Annotated in this window: 17 protein-coding genes; 6 read left to right on the top strand and 11 right to left on the bottom strand. The window is 74.2% G+C overall.

Annotated elements, in window-relative coordinates:
• From VFW79_RS13925 to VFW79_RS13915, 3 genes are all read right to left on the bottom strand, one after another.
• The coding region (locus tag VFW79_RS13925; RefSeq protein ID WP_329677892.1) for a cation transporter at nucleotides 1-674 on the bottom strand (674 nt) is incomplete at its 3' end.
• A gap of 65 nt (nucleotides 675-739) precedes the next feature.
• A complete protein-coding gene (locus VFW79_RS13920; RefSeq protein ID WP_329677890.1) occupies nucleotides 740-973 on the bottom strand; it encodes a heavy metal-associated domain-containing protein in 234 nt (77 codons plus the stop codon).
• A gap of 47 nt (nucleotides 974-1,020) precedes the next feature.
• Nucleotides 1,021-1,302 carry a metal-sensitive transcriptional regulator gene (locus VFW79_RS13915; protein WP_329677889.1) on the bottom strand — a complete coding sequence of 94 codons (282 nt, stop codon included), beginning with the start codon at nucleotides 1,300-1,302 and terminating at the stop codon, nucleotides 1,021-1,023.
• A gap of 211 nt (nucleotides 1,303-1,513) precedes the next feature.
• On the opposite strand from VFW79_RS13915, the gene VFW79_RS13910 reads away from it, so the two are divergent.
• From VFW79_RS13910 to VFW79_RS13890, 5 genes are read left to right on the top strand one after another with little or no spacing between them, the layout of a single operon-like run.
• A complete protein-coding gene (locus VFW79_RS13910; RefSeq protein ID WP_329677888.1) occupies nucleotides 1,514-3,388 on the top strand; it encodes a M6 family metalloprotease domain-containing protein in 1,875 nt (624 codons plus the stop codon).
• A 3-nt stretch (nucleotides 3,389-3,391) separates the two neighbouring features.
• Nucleotides 3,392-4,153, top strand: coding sequence for a hypothetical protein (locus tag VFW79_RS13905; RefSeq protein ID WP_329677887.1), 762 nt, complete (start codon nucleotides 3,392-3,394; stop codon nucleotides 4,151-4,153).
• Nucleotides 4,153-5,049: a hypothetical protein gene (locus VFW79_RS13900; RefSeq protein WP_329677886.1), complete on the top strand. Its 897-nt coding sequence runs from the start codon at nucleotides 4,153-4,155 to the stop codon at nucleotides 5,047-5,049. Before VFW79_RS13905 ends, VFW79_RS13900 begins: the two co-directional genes overlap by 1 nt.
• Nucleotides 5,050-5,052: 3 nt before the next feature.
• On the top strand, nucleotides 5,053-5,400 hold the full coding sequence (locus VFW79_RS13895; protein ID WP_329677885.1) for a hypothetical protein: 348 nt from the start codon (nucleotides 5,053-5,055) through the stop codon (nucleotides 5,398-5,400).
• A gap of 44 nt (nucleotides 5,401-5,444) precedes the next feature.
• Nucleotides 5,445-6,053, top strand: a complete 609-nt coding sequence (locus VFW79_RS13890; RefSeq protein WP_329677884.1) for a dihydrofolate reductase family protein — start codon at nucleotides 5,445-5,447, stop codon at nucleotides 6,051-6,053.
• Nucleotides 6,054-6,086: 33 nt separating this feature from the next.
• Here the strand turns inward: VFW79_RS13890 and VFW79_RS13885 are convergent, their stop codons facing one another.
• The 8 genes from VFW79_RS13885 to hemE form a co-directional block, all read right to left on the bottom strand.
• Nucleotides 6,087-6,674 (bottom strand): hypothetical protein, encoded by a 588-nt coding sequence (locus VFW79_RS13885; RefSeq protein WP_329677883.1) that lies wholly within the window; start codon nucleotides 6,672-6,674, stop codon nucleotides 6,087-6,089.
• Nucleotides 6,675-6,748: 74 nt separating this feature from the next.
• Nucleotides 6,749-6,991, bottom strand: a complete 243-nt coding sequence (locus tag VFW79_RS13880; protein WP_329677882.1) for a hypothetical protein — start codon at nucleotides 6,989-6,991, stop codon at nucleotides 6,749-6,751.
• An 83-nt stretch (nucleotides 6,992-7,074) separates the two neighbouring features.
• The gene (hemL, locus tag VFW79_RS13875; protein WP_329677881.1) at nucleotides 7,075-8,406 is read right to left on the bottom strand and encodes a glutamate-1-semialdehyde 2,1-aminomutase; all 1,332 of its coding nucleotides are present in this window, start codon (nucleotides 8,404-8,406) and stop codon (nucleotides 7,075-7,077) included.
• On the bottom strand, nucleotides 8,403-9,374 hold the full coding sequence (hemB, locus tag VFW79_RS13870; RefSeq protein WP_329677891.1) for a porphobilinogen synthase: 972 nt from the start codon (nucleotides 9,372-9,374) through the stop codon (nucleotides 8,403-8,405). Before hemB ends, hemL begins: the two co-directional genes overlap by 4 nt.
• Nucleotides 9,375-9,448: 74 nt before the next feature.
• The gene (locus tag VFW79_RS13865) at nucleotides 9,449-10,324 is read right to left on the bottom strand and encodes a uroporphyrinogen-III synthase (RefSeq protein ID WP_329677880.1); all 876 of its coding nucleotides are present in this window, start codon (nucleotides 10,322-10,324) and stop codon (nucleotides 9,449-9,451) included.
• Nucleotides 10,321-11,298, bottom strand: coding sequence for a hydroxymethylbilane synthase (hemC, locus tag VFW79_RS13860; protein ID WP_329677879.1), 978 nt, complete (start codon nucleotides 11,296-11,298; stop codon nucleotides 10,321-10,323). The genes VFW79_RS13865 and hemC overlap by 4 nt, the downstream gene beginning before the upstream one ends.
• A gap of 182 nt (nucleotides 11,299-11,480) precedes the next feature.
• The gene (locus VFW79_RS13855) at nucleotides 11,481-13,028 is read right to left on the bottom strand and encodes a protoporphyrinogen/coproporphyrinogen oxidase (protein WP_329677878.1); all 1,548 of its coding nucleotides are present in this window, start codon (nucleotides 13,026-13,028) and stop codon (nucleotides 11,481-11,483) included.
• Between the two features lie 2 nt (nucleotides 13,029-13,030).
• Entirely contained in the window at nucleotides 13,031-14,095 is a 1,065-nt protein-coding gene (hemE, locus tag VFW79_RS13850; protein WP_329677877.1) for a uroporphyrinogen decarboxylase, read from the bottom strand.
• A 45-nt stretch (nucleotides 14,096-14,140) separates the two neighbouring features.
• Here hemE and VFW79_RS13845 point away from each other — a divergent pair, with 45 nt between their 5' ends.
• Nucleotides 14,141-15,487 (top strand): glutamyl-tRNA reductase, encoded by a 1,347-nt coding sequence (locus VFW79_RS13845; protein WP_329677876.1) that lies wholly within the window; start codon nucleotides 14,141-14,143, stop codon nucleotides 15,485-15,487.
• The last annotated feature ends 53 nt before the right edge of the window (nucleotides 15,488-15,540 follow it).

Raw genomic sequence — 15,540 nt, 5'->3', positions numbered from 1 at the left:
AGCGCCCAGAGCGACCACGTGGTCGCCGCGATGATCCCGATCGACACGAGCGTGTCCATCGTCGAGGCTCCGTGCCGCCCGGCGCGCGCAGCCGCCTTGTGGAACGGCCAGGCCGCCCAGGTCGAGACCGGCAGAGCGAGCACCGCGACGACCCACTGCCAGCCGGAGAACTGCAAGGCCGGGATCATCGACAGGGCGAGGACGGGCACGGTGAGGACCGCCGCGCCGCGCAGCCGCCGACGCAGGTCGGTGCCGCGCTGGTCGGTGGGGGCTGACGTGTCCTCGTCGGGCTCCATCGCGTGGCCCGCGGGCATCGAGTGGCCCGACAGCGCGTGCGCGATCGGGTTCATGCCCATCTCGTCGGGCATCCCGGGCATGGCGTCGTGCCCCGTCGGCGTCGCGTCGTGCGTGGCGTGCGGGTCCGCAGGGTCGGCGGCGTGGTCCGGAGGGGTGCCGGGCGGGGTGGCGGTGAGCGAGCGACGGGACAGGACCCGCGCGTCGTACCCGGCCTTGCGGACCGCAGCGACGAGGGTGTCGTCGTCCGCGGGGGTTCCGGCGTCGTCCGCGAGCAGCTCGACGTGAGCCGTCTCGAGCGCGAGGTTGACCGTCGCCGTGACGCCCGGGACCCGGTTGAGACGCTTCTCGACGTGCATGACGCACGACGCGCACGTCATCCCCTCGATCGCGAGGTCGACGGTGGCGACGGGCTCGTTGCTCTCGGTGCGGACGACGGCCTCGGTCACAGCAGCGAACCCTTCGGGGTGAGCGCGTAGCCCGCCTCGTCGATCGCGGCGGCGATGGCCGCGTCGGTCAGGGGCTCGTCGGAGACGACGGTGACGGGCGAGGAGCCGCCGTTGACGAGCTCGATCGACACGTCGCGGACGCCCGGGATCGCGGTGAGCTCGGTCGTGACGTGGTGCACGCAGTGGGCGCACGTCATGCCGTCGACGGAGAAGGTGGTGGTCTGGCTCATGGTGAGGTCCTCTCGGGGTGTTCTGGGTGGGTGTTCAGCGTGGTGGTTCAGCTGCGGACGAGCCGGGCGATGGCGTCGGCGGCCTCGCGGACCTTCTCGGCGCCGGCCTCGGGCGACTTCCGGGCGGCGTCGACGACGCAGTGGCCGAGGTGGTCCTCGACGAGTCCGATGCTCACGGCCTGCAGCGCCTTCGTGACGGCGGAGACCTGCGTGAGGATGTCGATGCAGTAGACGTCCTCGTCGACCATGCGAGCGATGCCACGGACCTGGCCCTCGATGCGGCTCAGCCGCTTGAGGTACTGGTCCTTCTTGTCGGTGTAGCCGTGCATGGCCCCTCCGGTGTCGTGCGGGCGAGCGTCGTCGTCGTGCCTCAACCGCTTCAACGAAGGTACCCCCCGGGGGTATTTCGCGCGGGGACCAAAGTCCCGTATCTGAGGGACGCCGTCGTATCTGGGGTGGTTCGTCCCTCTCCTCTCCGGTATCGACTGCGCGACCGTGCGCGGTCCTTCCGGAGAGGTCAGTGCGATGAGGGACGACGTCATGACGTTCGGGACTCAGGACCAGCGCACGCAGACGTGCACGGTCCCGCCGAGCCCGGAGCTCAGAGCCAAGTGGCGCAAGGACCTTGCGTCGGTCAACAAGAGCCGCGACGCCGCACCGGCGCTGCGGCTCGCGCGCGAGCCGCACCCGCTGGGGTTCAACGACGGCGTGATCGTGCCGCCCGAGGAGTTCCCCGCGGGCACCCCGTTCCACATGATCCGGGCCACGGCCGCCGACCGCGCACCGCTGCGCGGCACCGTGAACGTCGCGGTCGTCCTCGTGGACTTCTCGGACAAGCCCATGACCGCGACGACCGCACAGTTCGACCAGCTGTTCTTCTCGTCGGGCACCCTGCCGCACGGCAGCGTCAAGGAGTACTACTCCGAGGTCACGAACGGCCTGGTCACGCTCGCGGGGACGGTCGTCGGTCCGTACCGGATGCCGCAGACGCTCGCGTGGTACGCGAACAACGGGTCCGGGATCGGCCTCAACGGCACCGCGTTCCGCTCCCCACAGCTCGCGCTCGACGCCGCCAACGCGGCGAACGCCGCCGTGGACTTCACGCCGTACGACAACGACGGCAACGGGTTCGTCGACGCCTTCATCGTGGTCCACGCCGGCCAGGGCGCCGAGGTCACGGGCTCGAAGGGCGACATCTGGTCGCACAAGTCGGTCCTCGCGAGCGCGCTCGCCGTCGACAGCACCAAGATCTACGGCTACCTGACGATCCCCGAGGACGCCAAGATCGGCGTCAGCGCGCACGAGCTGGGCCACCTGCTGTTCGGCTTCCCCGACCTGTACGACACCGACTACACGTCGGAGGGCATCGGCAACTGGTGCCTCATGTCGGGCGGGTCGTGGAACGGCGGCGGCGCGCAGCCCTCGCACCCGAGCGCCTGGTGCAAGGTCAACCAGGGGTGGGTCACCACGACCGTCGTCACGACCAACGGCACCCTGACGATCCCGGCCGTGGAGTCCTCGCACACCGTGTTCCGGCTCTGGAAGGACGGCGCGAGCGGGTCGGAGTACTTCCTGCTCGAGAACCGCCAACCGGTCGGCTACGACGCCGCACTGCCCGGCTGGGGCGCACTCCTCTGGCACATCGACGAGACCCAGCCCGGCAACACCGACGAGAACCACTACAAGGTCGCGCTCGTCCAGGCGGACGGGAAGCGGGACCTCGAGCTCGACCACAACCGCGGCGACGCAGGCGACCCGTTCCCGGGCACGGCCACGGTCGTCACCATCGACGGCACGACGACACCCGGAACCAAGTCCTACGCAGGCGCCGACACGTGCGTCGCGCTGTCGTCCATCTCGCCGTCGGGCGCCGTGATGACGGCGAATGCCCGCGTGAGCTGCAAGGCGGTCCTCAAGGACCTCAAGGACGCGCGCAAGGAGCTGAAGAAGGACGGCATCAAGGACCAGCGCAAGGAGATCCGCAAGGAGGTCTTCAAGGAGGTCAAGGAGTTCCGCAAGGACACCGTGAAGGACGTCAAGGAGGCGTTCAAGGACATCAAGGACCAGCGCGAGTACAAGAACGTCGTCGAGTGGCCGGGCTGGAACCGGCCCGGTGGCGGCGGCGACCCGCTCGGCGGTGGCGGGTTCGGTGGCAGCCCCGCGCAGGGGGCCTCGCTCGAGGACCGCCTCGCGGCGCTCGAGTCCGTCGTCTACGGCGAGCCCGAGGCCGGTGGCGACTACGGCGCCGGCGCCGGTGGTGGCGCGGACGCCGGTACCGGGCCGTTCATCGACCAGACGCTGCGACCGGACCTGCTCGGTGCGCCGGGCGCGGCGGCCGGCGACGCCGAGCTCGCGGCCCGGATGGCCGAGGGCGACCCGACCGCGAAGCACGAGTACGACACCCCGGTGCGGTAGGCGATGACCGCGTCTGTCGTGCTCGTCGTGGCCGACGCCGCGGACCTCGGGGCTCGGGCGGCGGCGCGCGTCGCCGCCCGGGTCCGCCCCGAGGTCGACGTCCGCTGGGTGCCCGGCTACGCGTGGGACCGCACGCGCTGGACGCACCGGGTCACCTCGACGGGCCGGGCCTCGACCCGGCTCACGTTCCCCGCGGGGTTCGGCGACCGGGTGGACGACGACGACCTCGCCCTCGTCTGGTTCCGCGCCACGACGAGCGTGCCGTCGGCGCTGCGGGGGGCCTCGGCGGCGGATCGTGACTACGCGTCCGCCGAGGTCCAGGCGCTCGCGGTCAGCTGGCTCGCCGCGCTCGGCGACCGTGTGGTCAACGCGGTGACGGGCGACGGGCCCACCGGTCCGGCGTGGTCCGTCGTTCGGTGGCGGGCCGAGTCGAGGAAGGCCGGCCTGCCGGTGACGGACACCGTCGCGGCGACGTCGGCACGGCTCGTCCCGGGATGGTCGGGCAGCGCGTGGGACGCACGTCGTCCGCTCGACCCCACGCCCGACGCCGTCCGCCGCGTGCTCGTGGCCGGACGGCGGGCGGTCGGCGCGTCATCCGTCGCCGAGGCGCGGGGCTGCTGCGCGCTCGCTGCGGCGGCGGGGTGCCGCGTCCTGTCCGTCGGGTTCGACCCGGCGGGTGGGGCCGTCGACGCCCAGCCGCTCGCGCCCGTCATCAGCCCCGACGAGATCGCGCTCGCGGGCGCGTTCCTCGCGGAGGTGGCGTGATGATCCTGGTCATCGGGTATGGGGACGACCCGGCGGTGCATCGCGTCGTCGAGGAGGCGGGGGAGCTGGGCGTCGAGCACGTGCTCGTCGACCAGCAGTCCCACCCGGTCGCCGACCTGCGCCTCGACGCCGACGGCGGTGGCGTCCTCGAGCGCAGCGGCGCCCGCACCCTGCTCGGCGACGTCGCCGGGGTCTACGCGCGACCGCTCTCGCCGGTCCCCGGGACGGACCCGCGCGAGAGCGAGCGCGGACGCACGCTCGTCGAGCTGCTGCTCGGCTGGGTCGACGTGGCGCCGTGCCGGGTCGCGTCGCGCCCGTCGGCGATGCACTCGAACGCCTCGAAGCCCTACCAGGCGCAGCTCATCGCGGCCGCGGGGTTTGCCGTGCCGGAGACGATCGTCACCGACGACCCCGGGGAGGTCCGGGCGTTCGCGGCGGCGCACGGGGCCGTCGTGTTCAAGTCGATCTCCGGCGTGCGGTCGATCGTCCGGGTGCTCGAGGGGGCGGCGCTCGGACGGCTCGAGCGCGTCCGGTCGCTGCCGACCCAGTTCCAGGCGCTCGTGCCCGGGACGGACGTGCGGGTCCACGTCGTCGGCCGCGAGGTCTTCGCGACCGAGATCGGGTCGGACGCGGTCGACTACCGCTACGCCGGGCGCGACGGGCTGACCGCCGCGCTCACCGAGACGCACCTGCCCGACGAGATCGCCGACCGCTGCGTCCGCCTCGCCGCGACGCTCGGTCTCCCGCTCGCGGGCATCGACCTGCGCCGCACCCCGGCCGGCGACTGGGTCTGCTTCGAGGTCAACCCCATGCCGGGCTACAGTTTTTACGAGTCGCACACGGGGCAGCCCATCGCGGCAGCGCTGGTGCGTCACCTCGCCGGGAAGGCGGACTGAACCATGGTCGCTGTGAGGGAGAACCGCACCGAGATCGACGGTGTCGTGCAGTCGGTGTCGTCCGTCGGGGACGACGACAGTCGCCTCGAGCTGGTCGTCGAGGTCACGCGCTCGGGGCCGGTCGAGGGGTACCCCGACATGCTCACCGCCAACCAGCCGGCCGAGGAGCCCTGGGTGCTGCTGGTGCACCGCGACGAGCTGCCCGCCGAGGACCTCACGGGGTGGCGCGTGCACGGCTGCGCCGCGATGGCGGGTCCGGGGGTGCTCCGGCTCGTCACGACCGACCCTGCGCCAGAGCTCGAGCCGCCCCAGCCCGAGCCCGAGCCAGACAAGCCGCGCATCGAGCTGTGACACCGGCGCGCGTCGACCTGCCCGCTGACGAGGAGAGGACCGCGATGAGGAAGATCGTGCTGTGGATCGGGATGTCGATCGACGGCTTCTTCGAAGGCCCCGACCGGGACATCAGCTGGCACCTGGTCGACGAGGAGCTGCACACCTACTTCAACGACGAGCTGCGGAAGATGGGTGCGTTCCTCGGCGGGCGCGTCACCTACGAGCTCATGGAGGACTACTGGCCGACAGCCGACGCCGATCCCGACGCGCCCGCACCGATCCGCGACTTCGCGGGCATCTGGCGGGACACCCCGAAGGTCGTGTTCTCCCGGACCCTGGAGCACGTCGGGCCGAACGCGACGCTCCGGCGTGACGTCGTCGCCGAGGAGATCAGGGCGCTGCAGGCGGAGCCGGGCGGAGACATGACGATCGGTGGCCCCGACCTCGCCGAGACGTTCCGCCGGCTGGACCTGATCGACGAGTACCGGCTGTACGTCCACCCGGTCCTGCTCGGCCGGGGCAACCCGCTGTTCCGGGACACCGACGCGCGGAGCAGCCTGAACCTCATCGAGACCCGGACGTTCGGGAACGGGGTCGTCATGCTGCGGTATGGCCGAGCCGCATCGCAAGGTGCAGACGGTAGTGCAGGAGACCTGCAAACGGTAGCGTAGGACGCCTGCAAACGGGCCGTAGCCGTCGGTCCCTCAGGACCCGCTGGTGCCGGTCAGGCCGGAGACGATCGCGACCGCGTCGTCCCAGTACGTCGTGTAGTACTGCGGGTCGGCGTTGCGCTGCACGGTGTGTGCGACGATCGTCGGCGGCACGGAGTCACGGCCCTGGACGCCTGCCAGAGCCGTGAAGAAGCTCGTCGCGCTGACCGTCGGGTTCATCCGGTCCGCGTAGCTGCCCCACGCACCGTTCGCGCGCTGCTGGAAGAGACCGCGGCTGTCCGGGCCGGCGGTGTCGCCGTGGTCGACCACGCGCAGCGACGACTCGCCGATCGCGGTCATGACGCCGATGGTCTGGTCGCGCACCGAGAGCCCGAGGGCCTGGCCGGCCTTGATGATCGCGGCCGCGTTCGTGAGCTGCTCGGAGCCGTACGCGCCGATCTGCTGGACGCGCAGCGTCGTGGGGTCGACGGCGGTCGTGCTGCCCGTCTGCTTCGTGACCTCGGTGGCCAGCACGGAGTCGAACGCGCCCCCCGCCGACGTCGCGATCGGCTGCGGGTTGAGCGCGCCGACGGTGCTCTGGATCTCCGCGATCCGACTGGTGATCGCCGCGATGCCGTCCATCGATCCGTGGCCTCCTGGAGGGGTTCGGTGTCCCTATCGGCAGGCGGCGGCCAGGTGTGACGAAGACAGCATGGTCAGGACCTGTCGCCGGTCGCGGTGGGCCCGACGGAGCCCTCGACCTCGTCGGGTCCCTGCACGCCGGGAGGCGCCGCCTGCGACGGCTTGCTGGTCTTGCGCGCCGACACGACGAGCTGGACGAGGGCGCCGACAGCGACGACGGCCCAGAACCCGTTGGCGACCTGGGAAGCGGACGCGCTGCGCGTGGCGAGCAGCACGGCCGTCACCACGAACGCCGCCAGGCCCACGCCGACGAACACCCAGCGCCACGTCGTCGTGCTCGTTCTCCGTCGCGACGGCGTGCCCAGGCCACGACCCGCGCTGCTCCCGCTGGCCATGGCGGTCAGCCCCGGGGAGTCGCCGCGGCGGCGGCGCGTGCGGCAGCGGGCAGCGCGTCGACGATCCGCTCGACCGCCGCGTCGTCGTGTGCGGCCGAGACGAACCACGCCTCGAAGCCCGACGGCGGCGCGTAGACGCCCGCATCGAGCAGCGCGTGGAAGAACGGCGCGTACCGCCAGGACTCGCTGGCCAGCATGTCGGTGTAGTCGTGGGCACCGCGCTCGGCTGCGGCGGCCCCGAACACGACGCTGAACAGGCTGCCGGCCGACTGGACCACGTGCGCGACACCGGCCGCGTCGAGGGCCGAGGTGAGGGCACCCTGGAGCGTGGCGGCGACGGCGTCGACGCGTGCGTAGACCGAGGCATCGGCGGCGCGCAGGGTCGCGAGCCCGGCAGCTGTCGCGACGGGGTTCCCGGACAAGGTTCCCGCCTGGTAAACCGGTCCGAGCGGCGCGAGAGCGCCGAGGATGTCCGCCCGGCCACCCACCGCCGCGACCGGCAGCCCGCCACCGATGACCTTGCCGAACGTGAGTAGGTCGGGGGCCCAGCCTTCGACTGCACCCTCGAGGCCCCACCAGCCGGCGGGCCCGACCCGGAAGCCAGTCAGCACCTCGTCCTGGATCAGCAGGGCGCCGTGCGCGTGCGCGACGCGAGCCAGTGCCGCGTTGAACCCGGGCAGCGGCGGGACGACGCCCATGTTCGCCGCCGCGGCCTCGGTGATGACGGCGGCGATGGTGCTGCCGTGCTCCGCGAATGCGGCCTCGACCGCGGCGAGGTCGTTGTACGGCAGCACGATCGTCTCGGCGGCGACCGCGGCGGTGACCCCGGCCGACCCCGGCAGCGCAAGCGTCGCGACGCCCGAGCCGGCGGCGGCCAGCAGCGAGTCCACATGGCCGTGGTAGCAGCCGGCGAACTTGATGATGCGGTCGCGCCCCGTCACGCCGCGCGCGAGCCGCACGGCGGTCATGGTGGCCTCGGTGCCCGTCGAGACGAGCCGGAGCCGTTCGGCCGCCGGGACGCGCGACCGGATCTCCTCGGCGAGCTCGACCTCGGTGAGCGTGGGGGCCCCGAACGACAGGCCGCGCGCGGCGGCCTGCTGCACCGCCTCGACGACGGCCGGGTGCGCATGGCCCAGGAGCGCCGGGCCCCACGAGCCGACGAGGTCGACGTACTCGCGTCCGTCGACGTCGGTCACGTAGGCGCCGCGCGCCGAGGCGAGGAACCGCGGCGTGCCGCCCACCGACCCGTACGCGCGCACGGGTGAGTTGACCCCGCCGGGGATGATGGCCTGAGCCCGCTCGAAGTACCCCGCCGACGTGGCGTCCGACCCGCTCATGCGATCTCCTCGTCCAGCCAGCCGGCCAGCTCGACGGCCCAGTAGGTCAGCACGTGGTCCGCGCCGGCTCGTCGGATGCTCAGCACCGACTCCATCACCGCGCGGCGGCGGTCGATCCAGCCGTTCGCCGCGGCGGCCTCGATCATCGCGTACTCGCCGGACACCTGGTACGCCGCGACGGGCACCGTCGAGGTCGCAGCGACGTCCGCCAGCACGTCGAGGTAGGCCAGCGCGGGCTTCACCATGATGATGTCGGCGCCCTCGGCGATGTCGATCGCGACCTCGCGGACCGCCTCGCGACGGTTCGCGGGGTCCAACTGGTAGGTGCGGCGGTCGCCCACGAGCGTCGACTCGACGGCCTCGCGGAACGGGCCGTAGAACGCCGACGCGTACTTCGCGGCGTAGGCGAGGACGGCCACGTCGAGGTACCCGGCCCCGTCGAGCGCGTCGCGCACGACGCCGACCTGACCGTCCATCATTCCGCTGAGCCCGACGAGGTGGGCGCCCGCCCGGGCCTGCGCGAGGGCCATGTCGGCGTACCGCACGAGGGTCGCGTCGTTGTCGACTGCCCCGGATGCGGTGAGGACGCCGCAGTGGCCGTGGTCCGTGAACTCGTCGAGGCACAGGTCCGCCTGGATGACGAGCGACTCCCCGACCTCGGCGACCGCGTCCGCGAGGGCCACGTTGAGGATGCCGTCCGGGTCGGTCGCCTGCGTGCCGGTCGCGTCCCTGAGCTCGGGGATGCCGAACAGCATGACCCCGCCGAGCCCGGCCGTCGCCGCCTCGGTGACGGCCCGGCGCAGCGACTCGCGCGAGTGCTGGACGACGCCCGGCATGGAGCTGATCGGCCGGGGGTCGGTCAGGCCCTCCCGGACGAACAGGGGGAGCACGAGCTGGGACGGGTCGAGGTGCGTCTGCGCGACGAGGCGGCGCATGGCCGGCGTCGCGCGCGTGCGTCGCGGCCGGATACGGCCGGGCGAGGGGAGGTCGCTCGGAACGTCACGTGAGCGCTCGCGGAGGCGTGGTGTGCGCTGGGGTCCGGTCACGGTGTCACCTCGGTCGTGGTGGGTGGGGGTGCGGCGAGAGCGGCGACGAGCGCCGCGACGAGCCCGGTGGGTGTCTGCTCGGTCGCGACAGCGGCGACGTCGAGGCCGATCCGCTCGGCCACGGCCGCGGTGCTCGGACCGAGGCACACGACGAGCGTGCCGGGCGGCGGGGGTCCGAGCAGCTCGACGAGGTTGCGCGCCGAGCTGCCGGACGTGAGCACGACGGCGCCGATGCGGCCCTCGGACCAGTCGGCGCGGGTCGCGTCGTCGGGCGCCGGGCCGGGGACCGTGCGGTAGGCGACGATCTCGTCGACGGTCCAGCCGCGCGCGCGCAGGCCGACCGCGAGCGTGGGCGCGGCGAGGTCGCCGCGGGGGACGAGGACCCGCGAGGCGGCTGAGCCGTCGTCGGGCAGGCCGGGCGCGGCCGGCAGTGGGGGCCACTCCGCGAGCAGGTGGGTGGCCGACGACGCGCCGCGGGGCACGAGGTCGACGCGCACACCCGCGTCCCTGAGCACGCGTTCGGTCGCGGGTCCGACGGCGGCGACCTGCACGTCCTCGACGAGCGAGGCGAGGGTCGTGCCGATCTCGACGGCGCGGTCGGCCAGCACGGGGACCGCTGCACCGCTCGTCACGGCCAGCCACCCGTAGTACCCGATGCCGAGCGCGAGCAGCACGTCGTCGAGCTCGGTCGGGTCCTCGGGCGGGACGGTCTGGATGAGCGGGACGGTGACCGGCTCGGCGCCGTTCGCGGTGAGCGCGATGACGAGCGGGTCGGGCCCGTCGGTCGCGCGGGGGACCAGGACGCGCAGGCCGTCGAGCGGACCGTGCCTGCCGGGCGGCTCCGTGGTGGCGCCGCGGACGGACGTGGTCATCGCGGTCCCAGGTCGGCGAGCGCGGCGGCTCCTGCGGCAAGCAGCTCGTCGGCGAGCCGGTTGCCGAGGTCGACGGCCGTGCGGGCGCGCTGGCCGTCGGCGGCTCCCGGCTCGGCCGGAGCCGCCGGCATCGCGGTCGACGCCGACCGGCGCAGCTGTCGCCGTCCGTCGGGACCGGTCACGACCGAGTCGAGCGTCAGGACGTCGCCGGTCGGCGAGAGCCAGGCGAGCGCACCCACAGGTGCAGCGCAGCCCGCCTCGAGCCGGGCCAGGAGTGCGCGTTCGGCGACGACCGCCAGCCGGGTCGCAGGGTCGTCGAGGGCGGCGAGCGCACGGTGCAGCGGCGAACCGGGCTCGAGGTCGGCCCGGACCTCGACCGCGAGCGCGCCCTGCCCCGGGGCGGGGGTCATGACCGCCGGGTCGAGCGCCTGCGTGATCGCCTCGAGCCGGCCGAGGCGGGCCAGCCCGGCGCACGCGAGGACGACGGCGTCGAGGTCGTCACGCGCGACCCGACGCAGCCGCGTGTCGACGTTGCCGCGGATGTCCACGACCTCGAGGTCGGGGCGGACGGCGAGCAGCTGCGCGGCGCGGCGCGGCGATCCCGTCCCGACGCGTGCGCCCTCGGGCAGCGACTCGAGCGTCCAGGCGTGTCGGGCGCACAGCGCGTCGCGCGGGTCCTCGCGGACGGGGACCGCCCCGATGACCAGGCCGTCGGCGGTCCCGGTGGGCAGGTCCTTGAGCGAGTGGACGGCGACGTCGCACCGACCGTCGAGCAGCGCGTCGCGCAGCGCCGTGACGAAGACCCCGGTACCGCCGAGCGAGGCGAGCGAGCCCGTGAGGCGGTCGCCGTCGGTGCGGACCTGGACGAGCTCGATGTCCCCGGCGCCCGCGCGGGTCAGCGCGTCGGCCACATGACCGGTCTGGGTCAGGGCCAGCGTGCTCGCACGTGTGCCGATACGGACGGTCGAGGGCATGGCGCCAGTCTCGTGCACGATCGGGTCGATGTCGAAAGCGCCGGCTGCCCCGGGCCCCCGGGGGTCCCGGGCCATTTTCTGACGCATTGTCAGAATCGCCGGGAAATGGTGCGTCGTGCGGGGCCCGAACAATCCCACCCCACAGCCTTTCCACAGCATTGTCCAGCAGAGCGTGGCCGCGGTCAGGGCGCGGGCGGTGCGCCGCCGAGGTCCTCGGCCAGGAGGGCCTCGGCGGCCCGGCGGGCGTCGGGGACGACCGAGGCCAGCCCGTTGCCGGCGACCCAGGCGCCGCAGACTGCCAGCCCCGGCACGCCCGCGACCGCCGTGCGGACCCGGCCGACCATCGCGCGGTGGGCGGAGCTCGGCCGGGGCAGCGCCTGCGACCACGTGACCCGCGCGGAGGCGAGCACCTGGTCGGGGGACAGGGCGACCCCGAGCAGCGTCGAGGCGTCCCGCAGGGCGAGGGCTGTCAGCGCGCCGTCGCCGAGAGCACGCGGGTCAGCCGGCTCGGTGCCCTCCGGGGTGGCATAGGTGCCGATGGCGGGCGTCCCGGCGACCCCGTAGGACAGGCGCACGACGTGGCGGCCGGGCCCGGCGTCCCGCGCGAGCCACGCCCACTTCGCCGTCGCGTGGGTGAGGGCCTTCGCACGCACCCGGTGGACCCCCGGGGCGACGAGCACGCCCGTGCCGCGCGGCGCCGCGTCGAGCTCGGGGGCGTCCAGGACCAGCGTGACGAGGACGACGTCGGCACCGGGGTCGGGGTGCAGATCGCCGAGCCCCCGGACGACGGCGGGCAGCAGCCCGGCGGCCTCGGGAGTCGTGAGCACGAGCCGGTCGGCGCGGACCTGCAGCTCGGTCGGAGCGTCGGTCCGCCCACCGGTGCGGCCGACCGCCGGAGCGATCGGTGCGGCGCCGGGCACGACCGCGAGGCTGACCTCGAAGGCCACCGGGCCGCCTGCGTCCAGCTCGGCGTCGACGCGGCGCACCGCCTCGACCCGCACACCCGTCCTGACGACGACACCCCGCGCGGCGAGGTCGGCGACGAGCGCGTCGACGAGCACGCGCATGCCGCCGTCGAGACCCGACACGGCCGCGCCGGCCGGTGCGAGGGCGCGCAGGTGCCCGACGGCGGAGCCGAGCGACCCGTGCGTCGCCAGCGCCGCGAGCAGTCCGGGAGAGACCGCGTCGACCGCGAGGTCATCGGGGTCCGCGGCGTGCACGCCCGCCACCACCGGCCGCACGAGGCGGTCCAGGACGCGCCGACCCATGCGTGCCCGGACGAGCGACCCGAGGGTCGCATCCGGCCCCGAACCCGTTCCCACACGGGCGGGCAGCACCCGGTCGAGCACCGCGCGCAGCGCCCCGACCAGCCCGATCGTCCGACGCACGTCGCTCGACCACGGGCCCGCCGGGATGCCGAGCAGCCCGGTGCGGGGAAGCGGACCGGCGCCCGACGCGAGCTGCACCCAGGCCCCGCGGGGGTCCGGCGCGACGACCCGAGAGCCGAGTCCGAGCTCGTCGGCCAGGGCCGCGACCGCCCCGCCCCGCGTCGCGAACGACTCGGCACCGGAGTCGAGCGTCAGCCCGGCGACCTCGTGCCGCCCGACCGCGCCGCCCGGCGTCGCGCGCTGCTCGACGACCAGCACCCGCAGCCCGCCGGCGGCGAGGTCGCGTGCCACGACGAGCCCACCGACGCCCGCCCCGACGACGACGGCGTCCCAGGACTCCACCGCTACGCCGCGTGCACCAGCGCGGCGACCCGCGTGAGCACGTCGGGGTCGGTCTCCGGCGGCACCCCGTGCCCGAGGTTCACGACGTGCCCGGGTGCGTGCGCGCCGCGCGCGATGACGTCCCGGACGTGCGCCTCGAGCACCGGCCACGGAGCGGCCAGCAGCGCGGGGTCGATGTTGCCCTGCAGCGGCGTGCGTCCGCCGAGCCGGCGGTTCGCCTCGTCGAGCGGCAGCCGGTAGTCGACGCCGACGACGTCCGCGCCGACGTCCCGCATCGCGACGAGCAGCTCGCTCGTGCCGGTCCCGAAGTGCACGGTCCGGACGTCCAGGTCGGTGACGTGCCGGAACGCGCGCGCCGACCACGGTGCCGCATGCGTCTCGTAGTCCGCGAGCGACAACGACCCGGCCCACGAGTCGAACAGCTGGGCGGCGCTCGCCCCAGCGAGGACCTGCGCGCGGAGGAACTCACCCGTCACGTCGGCAGCCCACGCCATGAGCGCGGCCCAGGTGTCCGGGTCGGAGTGCATGAGCGTGCGCGCCGCGAGGTGGTCGCGCGACGGGCGGCCCTCGACGAGGTAGGCCGCGAGCGTGAACGGGGCGCCCGCGAACCCGATGAGCGGCGTCGAGCCGAGCGCGCCGGCCGTGAGGCCGACCGCCTCGGTGATCGGAGCCAGCGCCTCGGGGGTGAGTGGCCCGGCGTCCTGCAGGCGGGCGACGTCGTCGGCGGTCCGGACCGCGGAGCCCAGCACGGGCCCGACGCCGGGCTCGATGACGACGTCGACCCCCGCGAGCCGCAGCGGCACGACGATGTCGGAGAAGAAGATGCCGGCGTCGACGTCGTGGCGGCGCACGGGCTGCAGCGTGAGCTCCGAGGCGAGCTCGGGGGTCAGGCACGCGTCGAGCATCGCGGTGCCGGCCCGTGCCGCGCGGTACTCGGGCAGCGACCGACCCGCCTGTCGCATGAACCACACCGGCCGCCGTGCCGGGTGGCCCCCGGAATAGGCGGTCACGAGCGCGGAATGCGTCGTACGACCGTCGACGAGCGGGTGCGTGGGGGGAAGGCTCACGCGTCGATTGTGCCGGACATTCCTCGGAGTGATTCAATCGGCCCCGTGGTGCTGCTGTCTTTGATCGCCAGCCACCACGACCTCGACCTCGCAGTGCTGGAGCGGCTCTCTGCCGACACGCACGCCGTCGGACACGAGATCGTGGCCGGCTGCACGCCCGTCACCGGTGCCGTCGTCCTTGCGACGTGCAACCGGTTCGAGCTGTACCTGGAAGTCGATGACCCCGCGCACGTGGCGGCGGCGAGCGCCGGGGCAGCAGCGGTCGTCGCCGCCCGCTCCGGGTACCACCCCGAGCGGGTCGAGACCGAGCTGCACGTCGGCACCGGCGTCGAGGTCGCCGAGCACCTGTTCGCGGTGGCGGCCGGGCTCGACTCGATGGTCGTCGGCGAACGGGAGATCTCCGGCCAGGTGCGCCGGGCCCTCAGCGCCGCACGACGCGACGGCACGACGACGTCGGACCTCGAGGCGCTGTTCCAGGCCGCGTCGCGGACCTCGCGCGCGGTCGGCTCGAGCACCGGGCTTGGTGGCGCGGGGCGGTCGGTCGTCTCCGTCGCGCTCGACCTCGTCCAGGCGGACCTGCCTGCGTGGCCCGAGGTCCGCTGCGTCCTCATCGGGACCGGCTCCTACGCCGGCGCCAGCCTCGCGGCGCTGCGGGCTCGGGGCTGCTCCGACATCCGGGTGTTCTCGCCGAGCGGCCGGGCGCACGCGTTCGCCGCCGCACGCGGGGCCCGGGCGATCACCGGCTCCGACCTGCACGCCGAGCTCGCCGACGTCGACCTTGTGGTGGCGTGCTCGGGCGCGCCGGGGGCCGTCCTCGAGGTCGAGGCGCTGGCCGCTGCACGCATCGGGGTCGATCGCCCGCTCGCGGTCGTCGACCTCGCGCTGAGGCACGACGTCGACCCGGGCGTCCGCGAGCTGCCCGGCGTCCGGCTCGTGAGCCTGACGACCGTGAGCGAGAACGCGCCCGACGAGCACTCCGCGCCGGTCGCGCTGGCGCACGAGATCGTCGCCCGCACCGCCGCCGACTTCCAGGCAGACCGGCGCATGCGCCTGCGCAACCCGGGGATCATCGCGGAGCGCACGCGCGTGCTGGCAGGCCTCGAGGCAGCGATCGAGGCGCTCGGGTCGACCGACGAGCGCGCAGTGCGTGCCCTGCGGCGTCGGACCCGTGGGGAGCTGCACGGGCCGACCGTGCGTGCCCGGGACGCCGCCCGCGCTGGCGACGAGGCCGGGTACGTCGCGGCGCTGGCGGCGCTCGCGGCGATCCAGGTGCCGGACGTGTCGGGTGTGACGGACGTGTCGGGTGTGACGGACGAGCCGGCGGGCGTGGCGACCGGCTCCGCGACGGGGCCTGCGGCGCCCGCAGCCAGCCAACCGATGCCGGTGCGCTGAGGCGTTCGGCCCGGACACCACGGCGACGTCTGGCAGAGAGGTGCGCGCCGGGC

This window comes from Cellulomonas sp., assembly GCF_036279715.1.
Taxonomy (GTDB): Bacteria; Actinomycetota; Actinomycetes; order Actinomycetales; family Cellulomonadaceae; genus Cellulomonas_A.
Note: the sequence above shows the minus strand (reverse complement) of the source record. Positions and strands in the feature narration are given on the sequence as shown.